The 18,149-nt window shown below is 63.8% G+C and carries 9 protein-coding genes; 6 read left to right on the top strand and 3 right to left on the bottom strand.

Annotation, left to right across the window (positions count from 1 at the left end):
• On the top strand, positions 1-113 hold a 113-nt coding region (locus AC5P99_RS21210; protein WP_495213347.1), incomplete at its 5' end, for an IS3 family transposase.
• A 545-nt stretch (positions 114-658) separates the two neighbouring features.
• Here AC5P99_RS21210 and AC5P99_RS21205 read toward each other — a convergent pair.
• Positions 659-4,339: a TonB-dependent receptor gene (locus AC5P99_RS21205; protein ID WP_235646339.1), complete on the bottom strand. Its 3,681-nt coding sequence runs from the start codon at positions 4,337-4,339 to the stop codon at positions 659-661.
• Positions 4,336-11,133, bottom strand: a complete 6,798-nt coding sequence (locus AC5P99_RS21200) for a CshA/CshB family fibrillar adhesin-related protein (protein WP_235646340.1) — start codon at positions 11,131-11,133, stop codon at positions 4,336-4,338. The genes AC5P99_RS21205 and AC5P99_RS21200 overlap by 4 nt, the downstream gene beginning before the upstream one ends.
• Positions 11,134-11,679: 546 nt before the next feature.
• Here AC5P99_RS21200 and AC5P99_RS21195 point away from each other — a divergent pair.
• Together AC5P99_RS21195 and AC5P99_RS21190 are read left to right on the top strand one after the other, a co-directional pair.
• Positions 11,680-12,647, top strand: a protein-coding gene (locus tag AC5P99_RS21195) for an IS5 family transposase (protein WP_235646341.1) whose coding sequence is annotated in 2 segments (ribosomal slippage) — positions 11,680-12,247 and positions 12,247-12,647 — 969 coding nt in all. Because the reading frame shifts where the segments join, the coding sequence is not laid out codon by codon here.
• 617 nt (positions 12,648-13,264) lie between these two features.
• Positions 13,265-13,498 carry a hypothetical protein gene (locus AC5P99_RS21190; RefSeq protein WP_235646342.1) on the top strand — a complete coding sequence of 78 codons (234 nt, stop codon included), beginning with the start codon at positions 13,265-13,267 and terminating at the stop codon, positions 13,496-13,498.
• A gap of 313 nt (positions 13,499-13,811) precedes the next feature.
• Here AC5P99_RS21190 and AC5P99_RS21185 read toward each other — a convergent pair whose 3' ends face one another.
• Positions 13,812-14,027 (bottom strand): hypothetical protein, encoded by a 216-nt coding sequence (locus AC5P99_RS21185; RefSeq protein ID WP_495213531.1) that lies wholly within the window; start codon positions 14,025-14,027, stop codon positions 13,812-13,814.
• Between the two features lie 244 nt (positions 14,028-14,271).
• Here AC5P99_RS21185 and AC5P99_RS21180 point away from each other — a divergent pair, with 244 nt between their 5' ends.
• From AC5P99_RS21180 to AC5P99_RS21170, 3 genes are read left to right on the top strand one after another with little or no spacing between them, the layout of a single operon-like run.
• The gene (locus AC5P99_RS21180) at positions 14,272-14,820 is read left to right on the top strand and encodes a hypothetical protein (RefSeq protein WP_235646346.1); all 549 of its coding nucleotides are present in this window, start codon (positions 14,272-14,274) and stop codon (positions 14,818-14,820) included.
• The gene (locus tag AC5P99_RS21175; protein ID WP_235646345.1) at positions 14,817-16,706 is read left to right on the top strand and encodes a hypothetical protein; all 1,890 of its coding nucleotides are present in this window, start codon (positions 14,817-14,819) and stop codon (positions 16,704-16,706) included. The genes AC5P99_RS21180 and AC5P99_RS21175 overlap by 4 nt, the downstream gene beginning before the upstream one ends.
• Entirely contained in the window at positions 16,703-17,668 is a 966-nt protein-coding gene (locus AC5P99_RS21170) for a hypothetical protein (RefSeq protein ID WP_235646344.1), read from the top strand. The genes AC5P99_RS21175 and AC5P99_RS21170 overlap by 4 nt, the downstream gene beginning before the upstream one ends.
• Positions 17,669-18,149: the final 481 nt, after the last annotated feature.

Here is an 18,149-nt window from a genome sequence, read left to right as displayed (position 1 = left end):
CGGACGTGTTCGACTACATCGAGATGTTCTACAACCCGATCCGCCGGCATGGTTCCGCTGGCGGCGTGTCACCGGTAGAGTTTGAAAGGCGCTACGCGCAGAGCGGCAACTGAGTGTCTACAGAACTCTGGCCGGTCCACCGGTCAGTGCGTCCTCGGCCAAAGTGTCTACCGCAACGAGAAGCCGGTCAGGACGCAGAAGAACGTTGAGGATGCTCATCGTAATGCGCTAGGTAGCCTGCGGGGACTATCGCCCCTATCTCTCGTGAAGTCGAGCGGATAATGACGCCCTCGTGCGAATAGGCGAGGCATCGCCTAAAAGCCCATGAGGTAGAGCTAGAGAACAGTTTTGATCGTATGAAGGTATAGGAGTCGATTGCCATTTCGAACCAAGCAAACAGGTGACGGAAGACACGGCTTAGGTGCGGCCTGCTGCCGGAATGCGCTACTGATATACAGCCCAAAATTGTGTTGAGACCAGAGGGGCTACGGACCGCCTAACAACCCCCTCCTGGAATTCAGACAATTGCATACATCTCTGATATCTGTGACAAGTTTTCGACGCCGGCCTAAACCGGCTTAACCAGACCAACGCTGCCCATACCCTCCTTAGTGATGGCTGGGGATTTCTGGAAAGGATGAGCAGCATCGGCTTGGACTCAGTAGCGCCCCGCCAGGTTCAGATACCAGCCGCGGTGGTTGTAGTCGAAGCGGGTCAGGTCATCGCTGAAGTCGGTGAAGTTGTAGCCGACGCCGACGCGGAAGTTGCGCCCGATATCGCGGTCCACGCCGGCCAGCCAGCCCTGCCGGCGCCCGCCATCGAGCACGTCCAGCAGGCGGTATTCCAGCAGGCCATGCCACTGGTAGTACAGATCGTAGCGCAGCTGCGCCGCACCGAAGTTGGTGGCCGCATCAAACCACGGGCCACTGCCACGGCCGTAGCGCATCTCGCCCTCGCGGCGGGCCAGCTTGCCAGCCACTTCCCAGCGCGGGTCGATGCGGTATACACCCTCAAAGGACAGCACCTGCGTGCGCTGGTCGTAGTCCACGCCGTTTACCTGGCCCAGCGTGGACAGGTCATACAGGTAGGTGTAGCGGCCGAACAGCGCCCAGCGTTCGTTGTCCCACGGCCGGTAGGCGAAGCCGATGTTACCTTCAATGAAGCGGGCCCCAGCCTGTGGGTTTATGGCATCGTCGGTATCGGCGTAGTTGAAACGCCCGGCGATGCGCCAACTCTCGTTGAAGCGGTGGCTGAGCCGGTTGGTGCTGACCCATTGCGTACGCCGCTCCGCACCGGTGTCACGGCGCCATTCCAGCTTGCTCTGCCAGTCGGTGCTTGGCGCAGTACGGCCGCCGGACAGGCTGATGGCCTTGCGGTCGACCTGCCCGTTGGCCGCATCGAGCTTGCCATCGCTGAGCGTGAACCCGGCGTTCCAGCCCACGGCCGGGAAGAAATTCATACCGAAGGTGTTGGCCAGGCCCGATTCTTGCCCGGATTTCAGGTACTGGCTCTCGTTGAACACGTTCACCTGGTCGGACAGACGCCATCGCTGGCCCAAGGTCCAGCCATCCTGTGCGTTGGGACTAAACAGCGGGTCGTACTCGCTGCGGTCGGTGGATTGGGTGAATGCACCGTAGAAGCTGTGCTGCGGGGTCAGCTTGTACTCGGCATTGATCTGCGCGGCGCTGCCACGGTCGCCATCGCTCACTTCGGCCCCCACTGTCGACTGGTTGCCGAAGGTGTAGGTGCCACCGGCCACCACGGCATCGTTGTCGGCATAGCGGCCGTGGTCATCATCCAGGGTCAGCTGGCCGCCACCGTACAGGTCCAGCGCGGTGCCGACGCGGTGGGTATAGCGTGCGGCCGCCAGCACGCCGGCGATGTCGCCGTTGCCGGTGCGTTTTTCCTGCACGCGGCGCAGTTCGCCGGACAACCGGTCGTTGTCACCTATGCGCCATTCGGCCGTGGCCTGTGCCTGGATCAGCGACTCGTTGCCACGCCGCGCCTCGCTGTAGCGCGCATAGAGGTTGAAGTCATCGGTCACGTAGCCGAGCAATTCCACGCCCTGCTCGCGCACACGCTGGCCGGTGTCGAAGCGCCCCACCGAATAGCCGCCGTCCACCTGGCGCCACCAGGCGCCGGCGCTCCAGTCCTTGTCGGTCCAACCCAGTTCGCGCAGGTTGATGCGGCCTTCCACGGCCGTGGCCTCGCCCTCGCGCGGCCCCTGCGGGTTGAGGCGGGTGAAGCTCAGACCGCCGTTGTCGGAGAAGAACACCGGCGTACTGGTGGCTTCGGTGCGGCTGTGTTCCATTTTCAGGTAGGTGCCACGCCCGGCCTGCAGGGTCAGGTCGGCCCCCCGCAGCGAGTAGTCCTGCCCGGCACGCTGTTCATCCACGTAGGTGCCGCCCACCGCCACGTGGTCGCCAAGCCAGTGCTGGCCGCGCACGCCTGCGGTGATGTCGTCGGCGTCGAAACCGGTCGGCACCCATTCGTAATCGACGATCAGGCGCTGCTCGTAGCCATCCAGCGGCACGTCGCGGCTGATCCTCCGCAGATTTTCCTGGCTGACCTGGGCCAGCGGCCGGGTCAGCAGGATGCGGCCCTGCAGTGCGTCGATCTCGTAGTCGGCCCCGCGTACCAGCGCCACACGCTGCTCGACCCGGCCGGTGGTGCGGTCACGGATTTCCAGTACCACCTGGTCCGAGCCGCGCAGGATGCTGGCATGGCGCAGGTAGTAGAGGCTGCCGCCGGTACCGATGAACTCGCTGTGGCCCGGTGCCGTCTCAGCCTGCGATCCGAACAGGCGCAGCTCGCTCCGCGCATCGCCCCAGGCATTGGCCCCGCGCGAACGCCACGATACGGCCGCACCGTACAGCGAACGCACGTACTGGGCATACTCGGTACCGGTAAGGCCCGTGTTGTAGTTGCCCCACAGCGCCTGGTTCTTGTCCCAGTCCATGCGCAGGTAGAAGCGGCCCATGGTATCCACGTCGCGCTGCGTCAGCGAATCATCGCCATAGGTCGGGTAGTAAAGGTCCGGGTCCAGGCTGCGGAACAGGTCCTGCGGGTCGGCGTTTGTGAAGCCGTCGAACAGGCCCTTCAACGGCCGGTTCTGGGTATCGGCTTGTGCGGTCAGCAGGTAGCGGCCTTGGGTCTTGGCTTTGAGGTAGAACGCCAGGCGGCCATCGCTGAGCACATCGTCGTTGCGCTCGCCGCGTGCGACATCACGCCCGGCACCGCTGGCCGCGTTCTGGTAGACGGTGATGTCGGCCAGACCGACACCGAACAGATAGCTGCCGCTGACATCCACGGTCAGAGTGCGGTTGATCGCCGGCTCACGTGGGCGCTCCACGCTGACGGCGAAGGCGTGGTGGCCGATCGGCATCAGGTACTCGGCGGCGAACTTGCGGTCCTGGTCCAGCGGGTAGCTTTCGCCATTGATCTTCAGCGATGACCCCAGCGGCAGTTCACGGCCACGCAGGCGCACCCGGGAACCGTACACCGGGATATTCTGCAGGCGCAGGCCGTTGCCTTGGAACACCTGTTCCAGCAGCGAAAGCGAGGCGGCCTGGTTCGCATCCACGGAGGTGCCGCGACGGTCTTCCAGCGCGTCACGCAACTGCTGGTTGCCCCGCTCCACTTCGGCCACTGTGACCAGCTGCAGCGACTGCGCGGTGGTCTCGTCCATGTTGCCCTGCGCGTCGTAGGCGCGCAGCACGTACAACAAGCGGTCGCCACGGCGCAGCGGCACTGAAGCCGGCAGTGCACCGTCCCAGCTGCCCTGCCCCACGGCCGCCACCGGCAGCTCGACCGTGGCCAGCGGCTGCACGAGATCGCTGTCGCTGCCGCGGTAGATGCTTACTTCCAGGCGCTGGATGAACGCGGTGTAGTTGCCGCGCACGAAGAACTCCACCGGGCGGACGATGCGGCCCTCGTCGAAGGCCACCAGCGACGGTGCAGAGATCGACAGCTCCGGCTGGCCCACCGCGGGATCTTCGGTGGCCCAGATCGCACCGCCTTCCGGCAGGCGGATCATGAACTGGCCGCTCACCGTGGCCTTGCCGGGCTCATCCAGCGCGATGCTGACGCGCCGGTCCGGCTGCAGCGCCTGCGAACCGGACCGGGCGGTGGTGCCCTCGGTGACCGGTTCGTCGTAGCTGCGCGAGCGCAGGGTGAACAGCAGGTTGCCATCCGCGCTGCACTGCGCCCCGTCGCACTGCAGATCCGCTTGGGGCAGGCTGGCATGTGCGGTCGTGACCAGGCCCAGCAGCAGGGCGTGGTACAGCGTGGCGCGCTGCAGGCGCGAGGGACGCCGGGACGCCATGTGACGGGTACTCATCGGCGTGCCTCCTGTTGCCGTGCCGCCTCACGAGTGGCGGCGCTCTCCTGATTTCGTACGCGTACGCGCTGCTGCACGGCCGGGCTCAACTGGCTGCGCAATGCCTCGAACACGGCCTCGGCCCGGCGCAGGCCCAAGGCCTGGTTGTAGGCATGGGCACCGCGCACGTCGGTGTGGCCGATCAGGCTGACCTGACCACCGCCCATCGCCTCCAGGCGGCGGGCAATGCTGGCCAGCAGTGGCTGGAAGGCCTCGCGGACGATAGCCTTGTCGGTCTCGAACAACACCGTGCCCAGCAGGGCGCCACTGCCATCGACACCCGCCACCAGCGAATGCGGGTCATCCATCCGGGTGCGCAGCTGTACCGTCAATCCGGTGCGCGAGGTTTCGGCCACCTGCGCCTGCAGTGCATCGCGCACCGCCACGGCACGGGCGAAGGCCAGGGCCTGCCTGTCGCCGTCGGCGAGGATCACTACGTCACCGCCGCGGTAGCGATCCACCACCTCGGCGATCTTGGCCAGCACCGGCGTGTAGTCCGCACGCAGCTCGCTGCTGCCCGGCGCGAACAGCACTTCGCCCAGCGCCAGTTCAACCCGTTCGGCGGCCACCTGCGGCGACGGCGGCAGGCGCACACCGAAGCTGAAGCGGGTTGGCAAGCCCTGGGTCACGCGGCGCAGCAGCGGGTTTTCGGTGGTCAGTTCGCTGCCCGCCGGCAAGGTGGCCGGGTCGAGCTTGACGATGAAGTTGCGGCCCAGCCGCGCATCACCGCCGTGCACGTCAGCCAGGTGGTAGCGCCCATAGGGATCGGTCTCGATCAGCAGGCCCTCCACGGTAGCCAGGCGCACGCCCGGAATGCCCTGCTCCTGGATGCCCTCGTTGCGGATCACATAGGCCACCTCGTAGCCATCAGCCACGCGCGCGATCTCACGGTGCACGGCAGGCTCGGCGGCGGTCAGGCCTTTTGCTGCAGCACCGCTGCGCTGCACGGTGGTTGCCCCCTGTGCGTCCATGCGCAGCTGCAGGCCCTGTGCACTGTCCAGCTGGAAATCTTCGGTGAAGGTAAGTTCGCGCAGGCGCTGGCGGATCACCACCTGGTGCTGCTCGGCCACGTCGGCACTGGAGCCACGCCCGTTGACGGTGCCCACACGCAGGCCATGCAGCAGCGGCGCACTGGCATCGGCCACCGGCTGCGGCCCCTGGCCACGGTCCAGCGTGGTCGTGCCGGCGATGTAGGCTGAGGGGGCGAAGCCGCCTTGGACGCGCACTTCGGTCAGCTCGGCGCTGTCCTGCCAGCCGTCACCATCGCGATCGTCGAACACCGTGCCGAAGACCAGGCTGTCCTCCAGCAACGGATCGGCATCCAGCAGCACCTCGGCGGTGGCCACGTTGGACAGCGGGCTGCCATCGGTGCCAGTGGCCAGGGCCTCGTTCACATGAGCGCCGGCACGCACGCCGGCGCCGACGCGCAGCAGGTAGCTGATGGTGGCGCTGCGGCCCACGGCGATGTCTACCGCACCGATGCGCAGCGGGCTCTGGCTGCTGGCCAGGGCGAAGGCACCATCGTCATCGGCAACGGCCATCGAACCGGCCACGTAGCTGAAGCCCGGCGGCGGCGTATCGACCACCACGCCATCGCGCCAGTTGCTGCCGCCCACGTTCTCCACCACCAGCTGGTAGCGGACCAGGTCGCCCACCTTCACCAGACGCGGGCTGGCCGTCTTGGTGATGCGCAGAGCGAAATCGGAGAGCACCGGGTGGCGGGTCTCGCAGGTGCCGCACTCCGGCGTCGTGCCGCCGTCGGGGTACAGGCCGCGCAGGCGGTTGCTGACCTCACTGCGGGCCTGCGCATTGACCACCGCTTGGTAGCTGAACTCATGGCGGCCCGGCGTGGTGCCGGCCGGCAGCGTGCAGACGATGTCGCCGCCCTGCCGGACGCAACCGGCCGGCAGGGTGTCCAGGGTCAGCCCTGGGTCGGGGGTGTCGACCAGCTGCAGCGCCGCACGCAGCGCGGCACGCTCGATCGTTGCTCCCAGCGTGTAGCGCAGGCGGTCGCCCGGGCGCAGCGTGGTGCCGCTGGCCGGGTCGGCCTGCTTGTCCAGCACCACGCGCGGTTCGGCCAGCGGGTGTTCGGTGCTGCAGGTGGTGCAGGCCGGTGGCTGGCCGCCACCGCCCTGCCCGACCACCACGTTGCCGATCGGCCCGCGGGCATCGGCGGCCACATGGGCCTGGTAGGTCACCGCATAGCGGCCCGGCACGGTGCCGGCCGGCAGCGTACAGACCAGGCTTGCGCTGCAGGTGAAGGCGCCCGACGCACTGACCGCATCGAATACCAGGCCGTTGCCCAGCGTGTCATCCAGACGCAGCGGCTGGCTGGTGGCCGCATGCAGCACGTCCACGGTCAGGGTGTAGCTGATGCTGTCGCCGGCGCGCACTTCGGTACTGGCGGCCGGCAGCGAGCTCTTCAGCACCTGGATCTCGGTGGCGCGCAGCACATGCTCGGTGCTGCAGTCGGCGCTGCAGACCGGGGTGTCGCTGCCGCTGCCCAGCACCGCATTGCGCACACTGCCGTTGGCCTGCGCGTTGACCTGGGCGCGGTAGCCCAGCGTATAGGTGCCCGGCACGGTACCGGCCGGCAGCGTGCAGACCAGCGGGTTGGCCGCAGTGCAGCTGAAGGCACCCGGCTGGGTCAGCGCAACCAGGTCCAGACCGGCGCCCAGGGTGTCGGTGAAGGTGAGCACGCCGGTGGTCTGCGAGTTGGCGACCACCACCTCCAGACTGTAGTCCACCGCGTCGCCGACGCTGACCGGACTGGCCGTGGCCGAGGTCTTGCGGTAGGTGACCGCCGCGGCCAGCACCGGTGTGGTGGTGCTGCAGTCGGTCACGCAGGTCTGCGTGCCGTTGCCGCTGCCGACCACCCCGTTGCGCACGTTGCCGGTGGCCTTTGCATTGACTGCGGCGGTGTAGTTGACGGTGTAGGTACCGGGCACGGTGCCGGCCGGCAACGTGCACACCAGCGGGTTGCCGGCGGCACAGGTGAAGCCGGTGGTGGCGGTCACCGCAGCGAAATCCAGGCCGGTGCCTAGGGTATCGGTCAGGGTGAACGCGGTGACCGTCTGCGAACGGCTGACCACGGCGGCCAGCGTGTAGGCGATGGTGTCGCCCACCTTCACCGAGCCGGCGGCGGCCGAGGTCTTGCGGTAGTCGATGCGCGGCGCATCGACCGGCGTGGTGGTGCCGCAGTTGCTGGTGCAGGACGGGGTATCACCGCCACTGCCCAGCACCGCATTGGTGACCTGGCCGGTGGCCTGCGCGTTGACGGTGGCGGTGTAGGACAGGCTGTAGCTGCCCGGCGCGGTGCCAGCCGGCAGTATGCACACCAGCGGGTTGCCCACGGTGCAACTGTAGGCGCCGGCACTGGTGACACCGTCGATGTCCAGGCCGGTGCCCAGGGTATCGGTCAGGGTGACCACATCGGTGGTCTGCGAATTGGTGACGACGGTGGTCAGCGTGTAGGTCAGTACATCGCCCACCGCCACCGGGCCGGTGGTGTTCACCGACTTGGCGTAGCTCACCCCCGGCGTGGCCACCGGCGTGGTGGTCTCACAGCTGCTGCCGCAGCTGGGCGTGTCCGGTCCGATACCGACCACGGCATTGCGCAGCTGGCCGCTGGCCTGTGCGTTCACCGTGGCGGTGTAGGTCAGGCTGTAGCTGCCCGGCGGGCGGCCCGCCGGCAAGGTGCACACCAGCGGATTGGCGGCATTGCAGGTGAACGCGCCGGCACTGCTGACTGCGGTGAAGTCCAGGCCCGTGCCCAGCGTGTCGGTGAGGGTGACCGCGCCGGTTGTAGGCGCGTCGGCCACGGTGACGGTCAGCGTATAGGCCAGGCTGTCGCCCACCCGCAACGGGCCGCCGGTGGAGGCCTGCTTGCTGTAGCGCACCTGCGGGCTTGCCAGCGGCGTGGTGGTGTCACAGCTTCCGCCGCAGGTGGGGGTGTCCGGGCCGGTGGGCACCACCGCATTGCGCAGCGCGCCGGTGGCCTGTGCGTTCACCGTGGCGGTGTAGGACACCGCATAGGTGCCCGGCACGGTGCCGGCCGGCAGCGTGCACACCAGCGGGTTGGCCGCATTGCAGGTAAAGGCGCCGGCGCTGGTGACGCTGCCGAAATCCAGGCCGTTGCCCAGCGTATCGGTAAGGGTGACCACACCGGTGGTGCGCGCATCGGCCACCACCACGCTGAGCGTGTAGGCGATGCTGCCGCCGATAGCGACCGGACCGGTCGTGCCGCTGCTCTTGGACACGGTGACCCGCGGTGCGCCGACCGGCGTGGTGGTATCGCAACTGCCGCTGCAGGTGGGCGTGTCCGGACCGCTGGGCACCACCGCATTGCGCACCTGGCCGCTGGCCTGCGCGTTGACCGTAGCGGTGTAGGACACGCTGTAGCTGCCGGGCACGCTGCCGGCCGGCAACGTGCAGATCAGCGGGTTGGCGCTGTTGCAGGTAAAGGCACCGGCGCTGGTGATGCTGCCGAAGTCCAGTCCGGTACCCAGAGTATCGGTGAGGGTGACCACGCCGTTGGTGCGTGCGTTGGCGATGACGACGGTCAGCATGTATCCGACACTGTCACCGACCACCACTGGACCGGGCGTGGAACTGGCCTTTGATACGCTCACCTGCGGTGCCGCCACCGGCGTGGTGGTGGTGCAGACACTGGTGCAGGTGGGCGTGTCGGTGCCGGTGCCGACCACGGTGTTGACGACCTGGGCGCTGGCCTGGGCATTGACCACGGCGGTGTAGGTCAGGCTATAGGTGCCCGGCAGGGTATCGGTGGCCAGCGTGCACACAAGCGGGTTGGCCGCATTGCAGGTGAATGCGCCGGCACTGGTGACGCTGCCGAAATCCAGGCCGGTGCCCAAGGTATCGGTGAACGTCAGCACGTCACGGGTGTTGCCGTCGGCCACGGTGACATCGACGGTGTAGCTGATCGTGTCACCGACGCTGGCCGGCCCGGTGGTACTGCTGCGCTTGCTGTAGCCCACGCGGGTGGGCGGCACGGTCACCTGGCTCAGGGTGCAATGGTCGGTATCGGTGCAGCCCGTACCGGGTACCGGGGTCACTCCGCCATTGAAGGGATCGTGGCCGCCGCCGACGCTGGCGTAGTTGGTCAGCGTGCCGGTGGCGGTGGCCGTCACGGCGACCGGCAGCACCATGGCGCTGCTGGCCCCCGAGTTGCCCGCAGCCGCCAGCACCTGGGCAGAGGTACAGGTCACGCGCTGGCCGGTGGCCGAACAGCTCCAGCCGTTGCTGACCAGCGTGCCGGTCCATGCCGGCACGATGCCGGCTGGCAGGTCGTCCAGCACCGTGATGGTGCCTGCCTGCACGTTCGGCGGGTTGCCGGTTGGCACATCGGAGGTGTTGCTGACCGTCAGCGTGTACAACTGGCCGGTCACGCCATAGTTCCAGATGCCCGCATTGCTGTTGTTGGTCTTGGCGATGCGCAGCGACGGCGCGGCGATGGTGATCAGGTGATCTTCCACTTCGCCGTCGTCGGCCACGCCGACCGGCTGCTGGATCTGCGCCGGATTGGTGGCATAGCGCAGGCGCACGAAGCTGGGACCGGCCTTCACTGTGCCCGGCACGGTCCAGCTCAAGGTGGCGCTGCCGCCGCTGCACAGCGCGGTGTTGCTGCGCTCGGTGGAGTCGAACTGGCCGCTGCGGTCGAAGTCGATCCAGCCGGCCACGCTGCCATTACCCACGCAGGCCACCGGCTGGCTGACCACGGTGCCGGCCTGCATGACGGTCAGGCGGTAGTTGCGCGGCCAGGCATCTTCTTCGTTCGGGTTGCCTGCCGGGAAGTCGTCATCACCGCGCGCATCGTTGCTGTAGCTGCTGCGCTGCTCGGTATCCGGGCCCACGGTGCCCAAGTAGTTGACGCTTGGCGGGGCCAAGCCGCCGGGGGTGTAGCCGGCGGTGTTGATGTCCAGGTTGGTGGCGTTGGCCGGAATGTTGTCGTTGCGGAACTGCAGGTCATCGACCACATGCATGGCATCGCCGTAGGTGGCCGGCGCATCGCCGAAGTCGGCGTACGGTACCAGCAGGCCGATGGCGATGGCGGTGGTGCCGCCGCCGCGAAACTCGAAATCCATGCCCACGGCCAGGTTGCCCGGTGTATAGGCGCTGTTGTCGAAGCTGAGGAAGGTGACGGCGGCGGTGTTGTTGTCGTTGCCTGGGCCGAAGCGGATCACCTGGTCGGCCCCCGTGGCGGCCTTGGTGACGCGGTACGGGCCTGCGCCGATGTTCTTGCGCATTTCCACCACGTTCCAGGTGCCGGTGGCGCGCGCCTGCACGTATTCGTTGTTGCCGTTGATGGATTCGGCATCGGCCATCACCACGCCGCGCAGGCGGTAGGGGGCCCCACCCAGGGTGGACAGGCAGTTGATGCGGAAGTTGGCGATGCCTGACGTTCCAGCGATGCCGGCAATCAGCTGGTTGGCACCACCTGTACCGCCGATGTTGTACAGATCATCGAGGCTGTCGCCGGAATAGGCGCCAGGCCGGTAGCTGCTGAGAGGGACGCCGGCGACGTTGGCCAGCGAACAGGTGACATCCAGGTTGATGCCGGCGGCCACCGGCATCGAGATCGACGAAGCACTGCCGTTGCCCAGCAGTACCCCCGGCGTACCGCGGTCGGTGCCTCCACCCCAGGTCAGCCACAAGACCGTGTTGCGGTACGGGCTGCTGCCGCCGGTGGCGTAGGCCGCTGCCCAGGCCGAGACCGGAACCGCGAAGCACAGCACCGCCAGTAGCAGGCAGACCGCCCAACTGCGATGAGAACCCCTGCGGGTGGGAACATCGGGGTGAACGGAAACGCCGCCCGCGCCAAAGCGCGACGTCATAGACTGCCACATGTGGTTTTTCCCCTTTCAGCGCCCAGAGTCAGGCGCATCTACTGATTCAACAGCGGGGACAGCAGCGACCGGTAGGAGACCGGGTGCAATAATCGATGCGCCGAGTCCGTGACGGAAAATGCTGTCCTGTGAACGTCACCAGGGTAAACGCAACAGATCTGGTCCCTCAATTGGACATTAGCGTCATGGGCGTCACTATTACAAGTGCCTTAGTCGTCCACCTAGACATTGAACACGCCTTTGCCGCGCAACTTTGCCCAATTTCGGAAGATGAATGCGCAAAAACGGTGGCCGAGAGTGATCTCAAACGCTCAATGAGGACCTTTCGAATCCAATAGAGATCGCACTAGGGATGCTCTGAACAACTCCCGGGGTAGTGCCGGCCGCTGGCCGGCAACCTGAGAGACAATGACGGCTCATGTTGAGGAGTCATCCATGCAACTGACGTTCGGCGACGCCGAGGGCCTGGGCAAGCGCAAGCAGACCCGTCGTGAGATTTTCCTGGCCGAGATTGAACAGGTGGTGCCGTGGAAAGCGTTACTGGCCCAGATCGAGCCGCATTACCCGCGCTCGGGTCGTGTGGGTCGGCCGCCGTACTCGATGGAGACGATGCTGCGCATCCACCTGCTGCAGCAGTGGTATGCACTGAGCGATCCAGGCTTGAAAGAGGCTTTGCATGAGATCGCTTCGATGCGGCTGTTCGCCCGGCTCAGCGGTCTCGATGCAATCCCGGACGAGACCACGATCCTCAACTTCCGTTGTCTTATGGAAAAGCATGGTCTGGCGGCAAAGATGCTCGAAGCGGTGAACGCCCACCTCGCCCGCAAGGCGCAGAGCCTGCGCGCGGGCACGATCGTGGATGCGACGATCATTCATGCGCCCAGCTCGACCAAGAATGCCGACCAAGCGCGCGACCCTGAGATGCACCAGACCCGCAAAGGAAACCAGTGGTACTTCGGCATGAAGGCGCACATTGGCGTGGATGAGTTCTCTGGTCTGGTGCACACGTGAAGTGCACTGCTGCCAATGTGGGCGACGTGACGGTCACCCATGAGCTGCCGCATGGCAAGGAAGACTGCGTGTTTGGCGACAGCGGCTACACCGGAGCGGACAAGCGCACTGAGCTGTCCGACTGCAGCGCCACGTTTTTCATCGCTGCCAAGCGCTCGAGGGTCAAGGCCATTGGCAACGCGCGTGAGCGCGAACAGGTTGAGCGCTGGGAGAGCTGCAAGGCCAGTCTGCGCGCGAAGGTCGAGCATCCATTCCGGGTGATCAAGCGGCAGTTCGGCTACACCAAGGTGCGCTACCGCGGCCTGGCCAAGAACACCGCACAAGTGCTCACCCTGTTCGCGCTGTCCAACCTTTGGATGGTGCGCCGGCGACTGTTGCCGGCACAGGGGTAACTCCGTCTCGAGGTGCCCGCAACGGCACTTTGAAAGCGGAAAACATGGCAACCCGCTGCGTCTCATGGCCCCGGATGACTCCGGCGCTGAAAACCCACTATTCAGCGAGGATTGTTCAAGGCATCCCTAGGAAATCGAGATGTCTTATGCGCGGAAGTCCGGCCTAGATGCGGGACTGAAGACCGCTGTGGCCCAAGCGGTCCTCCGCCCTACCCCGGATAACGCACCCTTATCGATGGTCCAAGGAGCATGCCTTGGCCTAAGCCCTTTAAACGGCGCAGTGGCGTGGAAGATCGCTCGTTTGGACTCATTCAAGATGCGACTGGTGGCTCAGGTGATCGCAGGGCGATGGTGAAGGGTCAATCAGAACCATGCCCTCAGACCTGTTCGTGCACCATCCATTCGGCAGCGGCTGACAAAGTAAGGTCGCGGTTTAGATACAACCCAAGTATTCAATTGCCCCCCGCCGCACCATTCTCAGTGCCCGAGTCAATCCAATTGGCCGCTATAAAATGGATTATAATCAGTGGCTTGCGGATGTTGCGAGCTCTTCACTTGCGTCGTACAGTGCAGGCGCGGGATGACAGTGCGCGACTTACCCAGACTGAGCAGAGACGATGTCGGAAGACTCGCTTGAGACAAAATACCTGCGTACCTTCGGCGCGGTCCTGTCCGCAAGTCAGACCGCTAAAATCTTGGGCTACAGTAGCACCGCAACGCTAGCAAAAGCGCGCGCACGCGGATCACTGCCTTTCAAGATGTTCATGCTGCCCAAGCGCCGTGGCTGGTTCGCCGACACTACGGACGTCGCAGCATTCGTGAACTCGATCAAGAGTTCCACTGATTTCTAATTCCTTCACCCAGACCAGGCCCAGAGCATGACCTAGTGACCGACACACTCTGATCCCTGGAAATGCAAATGCCCCCGTTGGCGCGGGGGCATTTACCTCTCGACAGAGCGAGAGGATGGAGACGCTAAACAAACCGCTCGTTTAGGCTCCGGCATTTCTTCCGCGAAGTCAAGCCGCCAGTGATGGTCGGCCAGACAGGTGTTGTCTTCACATGGGTCGGTACATGCCGACTCGCGGGGAGGTTGCGCCCTGGCCCACCCCGTCCCTTGCGGTGTGGTGCCACCGTGCACCTAATCCGGAGAAGACCATGCCTTCAGCAGCCTGCCCGGGAACGTTCGACACTGCCCGGGTCAATCACCCCAAGCTGCGCCTCACCGACACCTCCAATACTGCCTTGCGTGGCGGGCGACGCCGAATGTTCGCCGCTTTTCGCCACATCACCCGCCGCCACCTCGTGACCACTACCGCGAACGGTCACTGTGACTGCGGTGTTGTGTGCGCGGATCGCGACTTTCAGTCCATATGCCATGACCTTGCCGCTCCTGCGGCCGCCGCGGCCGCAGCCGGCGACCGGCTCTGGGCTCAACGGGAGAGAACTCATGGCTAGTCTCCCCCACTTTCCAAGCACCGCATTGGACGCCCCGACCTGCTCTGGCACGGAAGCGTACACCGCTCGGCCACTCACGCCCTCTGAATCCACCAGGCTGGACACCTACTACTACCAGTCGCCAAGGAATAACCATCGCCTGGTTGCTGTCGTGGAACCGTGCCGCTTGGCTTTGGCACTGGATCTGGAGTTTGACCCAAGCGTGGCGGCCTATGTTGAGCGCCCTCGAACACTCATGGTCCGCGGCCGAAAGGTTGAGCTTTGCTTCTGGATCTCAAGGAAGTGTGGCACCGAGAGCTTCATCGTATTCCGCAGACAGGCCGCCGCCACTGTTCCAGCGCTCCGCGCCGAACAGCAACTCTGCGCCGAGCTGGTAGAAGCCTCGCAGCGTGCCGGCCTGAACCTCGCCATCCGGAAGGTGCAGTCCATTCTTGCTGCACGGGTGGCCAATGCCACGCGACTTGAACTACTTCCTTATGTGCAAGCAGCCAGACGGTCGCGAGGAATCAGTGTCTTCATTGAGGCGGTGATGACCCACATGAGAAAGAACCCCCTGAGCTCTTTCCATGGAATCGAAACGAGCCTGCGCCCAATGTTCGATTGGCGGGACATTCGAAGTGCCACCTGCCTCCTTGTGCATCGCGGAGACCTTGCAGTCAACTTCAACGAGAGGCTTCGGGCCTCGTCGTCTGTTGCGCTGGGAGCTGGCCAATGAGCGGAGTCAGTCGTGAGGAGCTATTGTCCTGGGACCTGTTTAGTCCTCAAGGGATTACATCAAAGCAACTCAAGTCCTATCAGGCTCGCGTTGACGCAGTTCATGCCGTCGCCGCAGGCGCATCGATCGCGGCAGTTGCGAAGCGTCACGGACTGAACGCCAAGACGCTTGCATCGACGCTGCGAAACGCACAGCAAACGTCTCCAGATGGGCGGCCGTGGGGTTGGCGTGCCTGTCTCCCCAACAAGGTAAGAAATGTCAGCCAGCGCGTCGTCGCAGACTTTCCACGCGCTGCAGGACCGGGAGCCTTCAATGCGTTCCTGAGAAAGCTCCCGGAGTTTGAGGACTTGCTCATAAGCTACGCCGGTCCATTGCCTTCGAGAAATGAGCGCAGCCCTAAGTTTGATCGCTTCTTCAAATCACTGAAGAAAACTGTGCACAAGTCGGTCCCGGCAGATCGCTATCCAGCGAACGATAAATCGTGCGCGAGGAGAAGCATCGTGCAGTACCTGAAACGACTGCGTCAAGGTTCTCTGTTTGTAGATGATGGCTTCGACATAGAGGATGCAACCCTCGCCAGCCAGCTGAACGAGGTATTTGCGCTACAGATGGGGGACTGGGTGCAGTTCGATGGACACGCGTTAGACACGAAGTTCTGTGTTGAAGGTGAGGACGCGGATGGAAACCCATTCTTCCAAACGATCCCGAAGACCTGGTTGATAGTCGGCTACTTCGCGCTACTGAGGCTCTGCAGCAGTTGGAGGCTCTCCTTCTCCACCAATTACAACGGGACCGAGTTCAACGCGGCATGCGCAGATAGCTTGCGGAAATGGCTTGTTCGAGACCTCGTCGCGCCCTCAATGGACTATGCGCCAGGGGCGTGCATCGGATGCCTCCCCGCCATCGGCTTTGTAGCAACGGGGGCAATTACGAGTGTGGACAATGCAATGGCTCACAAGTTGCAGGTCAATAGGGTTCGGATGGCGTCCGAGCTGATGGGTGTCATTCACTTTGGGCATAGCCATGTTCCTGAGACGCGTGGCCACCTGGAGGCTTGGAACAAGCGGATGGAAGAAGCGGTGATCAGAAAGCTGCCAGGTGCGTTCCGGCCGGCGGGTCAGCTATCAGATGCGACCAAAACGAATGGCTTCAATTTCGAGAATTTCCCGTTACAGCCAACTGCGCTCGAAGACCTCATGGATGTCACGATCTCGGCTTCTAATGTATCGCCTATCAACACGCTCCAGAACCGTACGCCAGTGCAGGCACTTCAGTCCTTTGCAGCGTCTGGTGGGTGGCTCTTTGCTACCAAGGATCACGAGGACCGCGCTCGGTCAATTTCCAAGCACAATTTCACCGTAACCATTCGAGGCGATCGAAGTGAAGGGCGTCAGCCCTATGCGCGACATGCACACGCGATGTATCGATCCGCCTCCATGAAGAACAGGTGGGACCTGTTAGGCCAGACATTCGCGGCAGAGGTCGACATCCACGATGGAAGGTTCTTGTATCTCTATACCTCCTCAGGAGAGCTGTTCGTAGTCCTGAGGGCGCTCCGCCCTTGGGGCCGTTCACCGCATAGCATCGCGCTTAGACGGTTGATCCATCGCCGAAGTCGAGCGGATGGATTCGAGATCAGCGGTGCAGAAGACGCGGTCACCGCGTACAGGGAGCATGTAAGAAAGAACTTCAGCTCAGAGCACGGCGCTGCGCTTGCTGCAACGCGACATCGGAGGGATCTCGATGCGTCATCTGAGACTGGACCGATGGCTCAGGAAGTGAGGCTACCTGCGGCCGAGATCGCTCTACCGCCAGTCCCTGCAGAGGACCTGTTCGTGCCCATCACCGGCCGGGTCAATTTGAGCCGGAAAGGGACAAAGCAATGACTACGTTCAACTACAAGGGAGAGCCCATCATCCCGACCCGCGGGATGGAGGATGCCCTGACCAAAATCATCTCCGCACTCGAGGTCGACTACCGCGGTATCGGCTTCCATTCGCTGACCCGGTTTGGGAAAAGTACGCTCGCGCAGTTCATCTGCGCCAACACTGAATGGACCGAGTGTAAGTACGTGGCCAAGCAGGCAAACCTCCGGGTGCTTGGCCCTGGAGAGTCCGCATTCCTGGACTGGTTCATTTCACAGATCGGTTCACAGGTGATTTCTCAGCAGTCTGCAGATCGAAAGATCGAGAGAATCGTGAACACCATTGATCTGATGCTTAGGGCCGCCGGCGGAGGATCGCTATTCTTCATTGCCGATGATGCAAACCTGCTGGAGCAAGCTGCTTTTCAACACTTCATCACAGTGGACAACGCGCTGGAGAAGAGAGGCATCTCGCTCTTTGTCATCTTCTTGTTTCAGGACAATCACACCTCAAGTCGGCGCGAAGAGATCAATAGAATCACGGTCACGCCTCAGGTCCGTGGACGGTTCTTGACCCGTTACCACCGGTTGCATGGCATTCGAGGGGCTCTGGACATTGAGACGTTCTTGGAGCGCTTCGAGGACGAGGTAGAGGTGAGCCCCGGGGCCGGGGTTACCTTGCCCAGGAGCCTCGCACCAGAGCTCTACGACGGAAAGTTTCGCTTGCGGCATTTCAGTGAGCAGATCTGGAATGCCGGTTGCAGCTGTCGTGCTGCAGCAGGGCACGCTAGTCAAGATGAGTGGCCCCTGAAGGCTATGCGCCTCATTGCGTACTACTTGGCGACCAGGGTGATCTGCAAAAGCGGATTCAAAGAGGTTACATCCAATGATATTGAGATGTCGGTCGCCTTCTCAGATCTTGCTGCTTTTGATGGCGAATCGGGAGCACTGACTTTCACGGCAGATGGAGGCTTCAATGGATAACGAAAGTGAGGTCAGAACTGTAGCGCACCTACCGCCAGCCTGGAGCGCGGGCATATCCCCGTTCGGATTCGTAGTTCAGACGCTGAGATTCAATAGCCTTTATTGCAGTGATGGACATAGTGCATTCGGCATCCGTCCAAGGTACAGCGAGGATCTGTGTCGTCAGCTCTGCCTCTCCGCAAAGGCAAGAACTTCGATTGCGGCAAGAATTCCTGCTGCGTCTGTCCTCGCACCACTGTGGCAGCCCACTGCTTGGCAAGTCTTCAGCGGTTCTGCGACGCACTGGCGTCCGTACCTGTCGGGGTGTACTGAATGCATGAAAACTGGGTATCACTCGATGTGGACCGGCCAGCCTTTCGTAGACATCCGGTTGCCATAATTGATGGCAATGACCGAGGTGTTTATGGGCAACAGCAAGCAGTACACGGATGAGTTCCGGGCAGAGGCGGTGAAGCAGGTGATCGAGCGTGGCTTCACGGTG

It is taken from the genome of Stenotrophomonas sp. YJH_SMC_80 (assembly GCF_059372495.1).
This window is presented reverse-complemented; position numbering and strand designations above follow the sequence as displayed.

What these genes read in the sequence shown, in the direction of transcription:
- AC5P99_RS21205 (WP_235646339.1), bottom strand. Translation starts at nt 4,339, where the DNA reads ATGAGTACCCGTCACATGGCGTCCCGGCGTCCCTCGCGCCTGCAGCGC.
- AC5P99_RS21190 (WP_235646342.1), top strand. Translation starts at nt 13,265, where the DNA reads ATGTCGGAAGACTCGCTTGAGACAAAATACCTGCGTACCTTCGGCGCG.
- AC5P99_RS21185 (WP_495213531.1), bottom strand. Translation starts at nt 14,027, where the DNA reads ATGGCATATGGACTGAAAGTCGCGATCCGCGCACACAACACCGCAGTC.
- AC5P99_RS21175 (WP_235646345.1), top strand. Translation starts at nt 14,817, where the DNA reads ATGAGCGGAGTCAGTCGTGAGGAGCTATTGTCCTGGGACCTGTTTAGT.
- AC5P99_RS21170 (WP_235646344.1), top strand. Translation starts at nt 16,703, where the DNA reads ATGACTACGTTCAACTACAAGGGAGAGCCCATCATCCCGACCCGCGGG.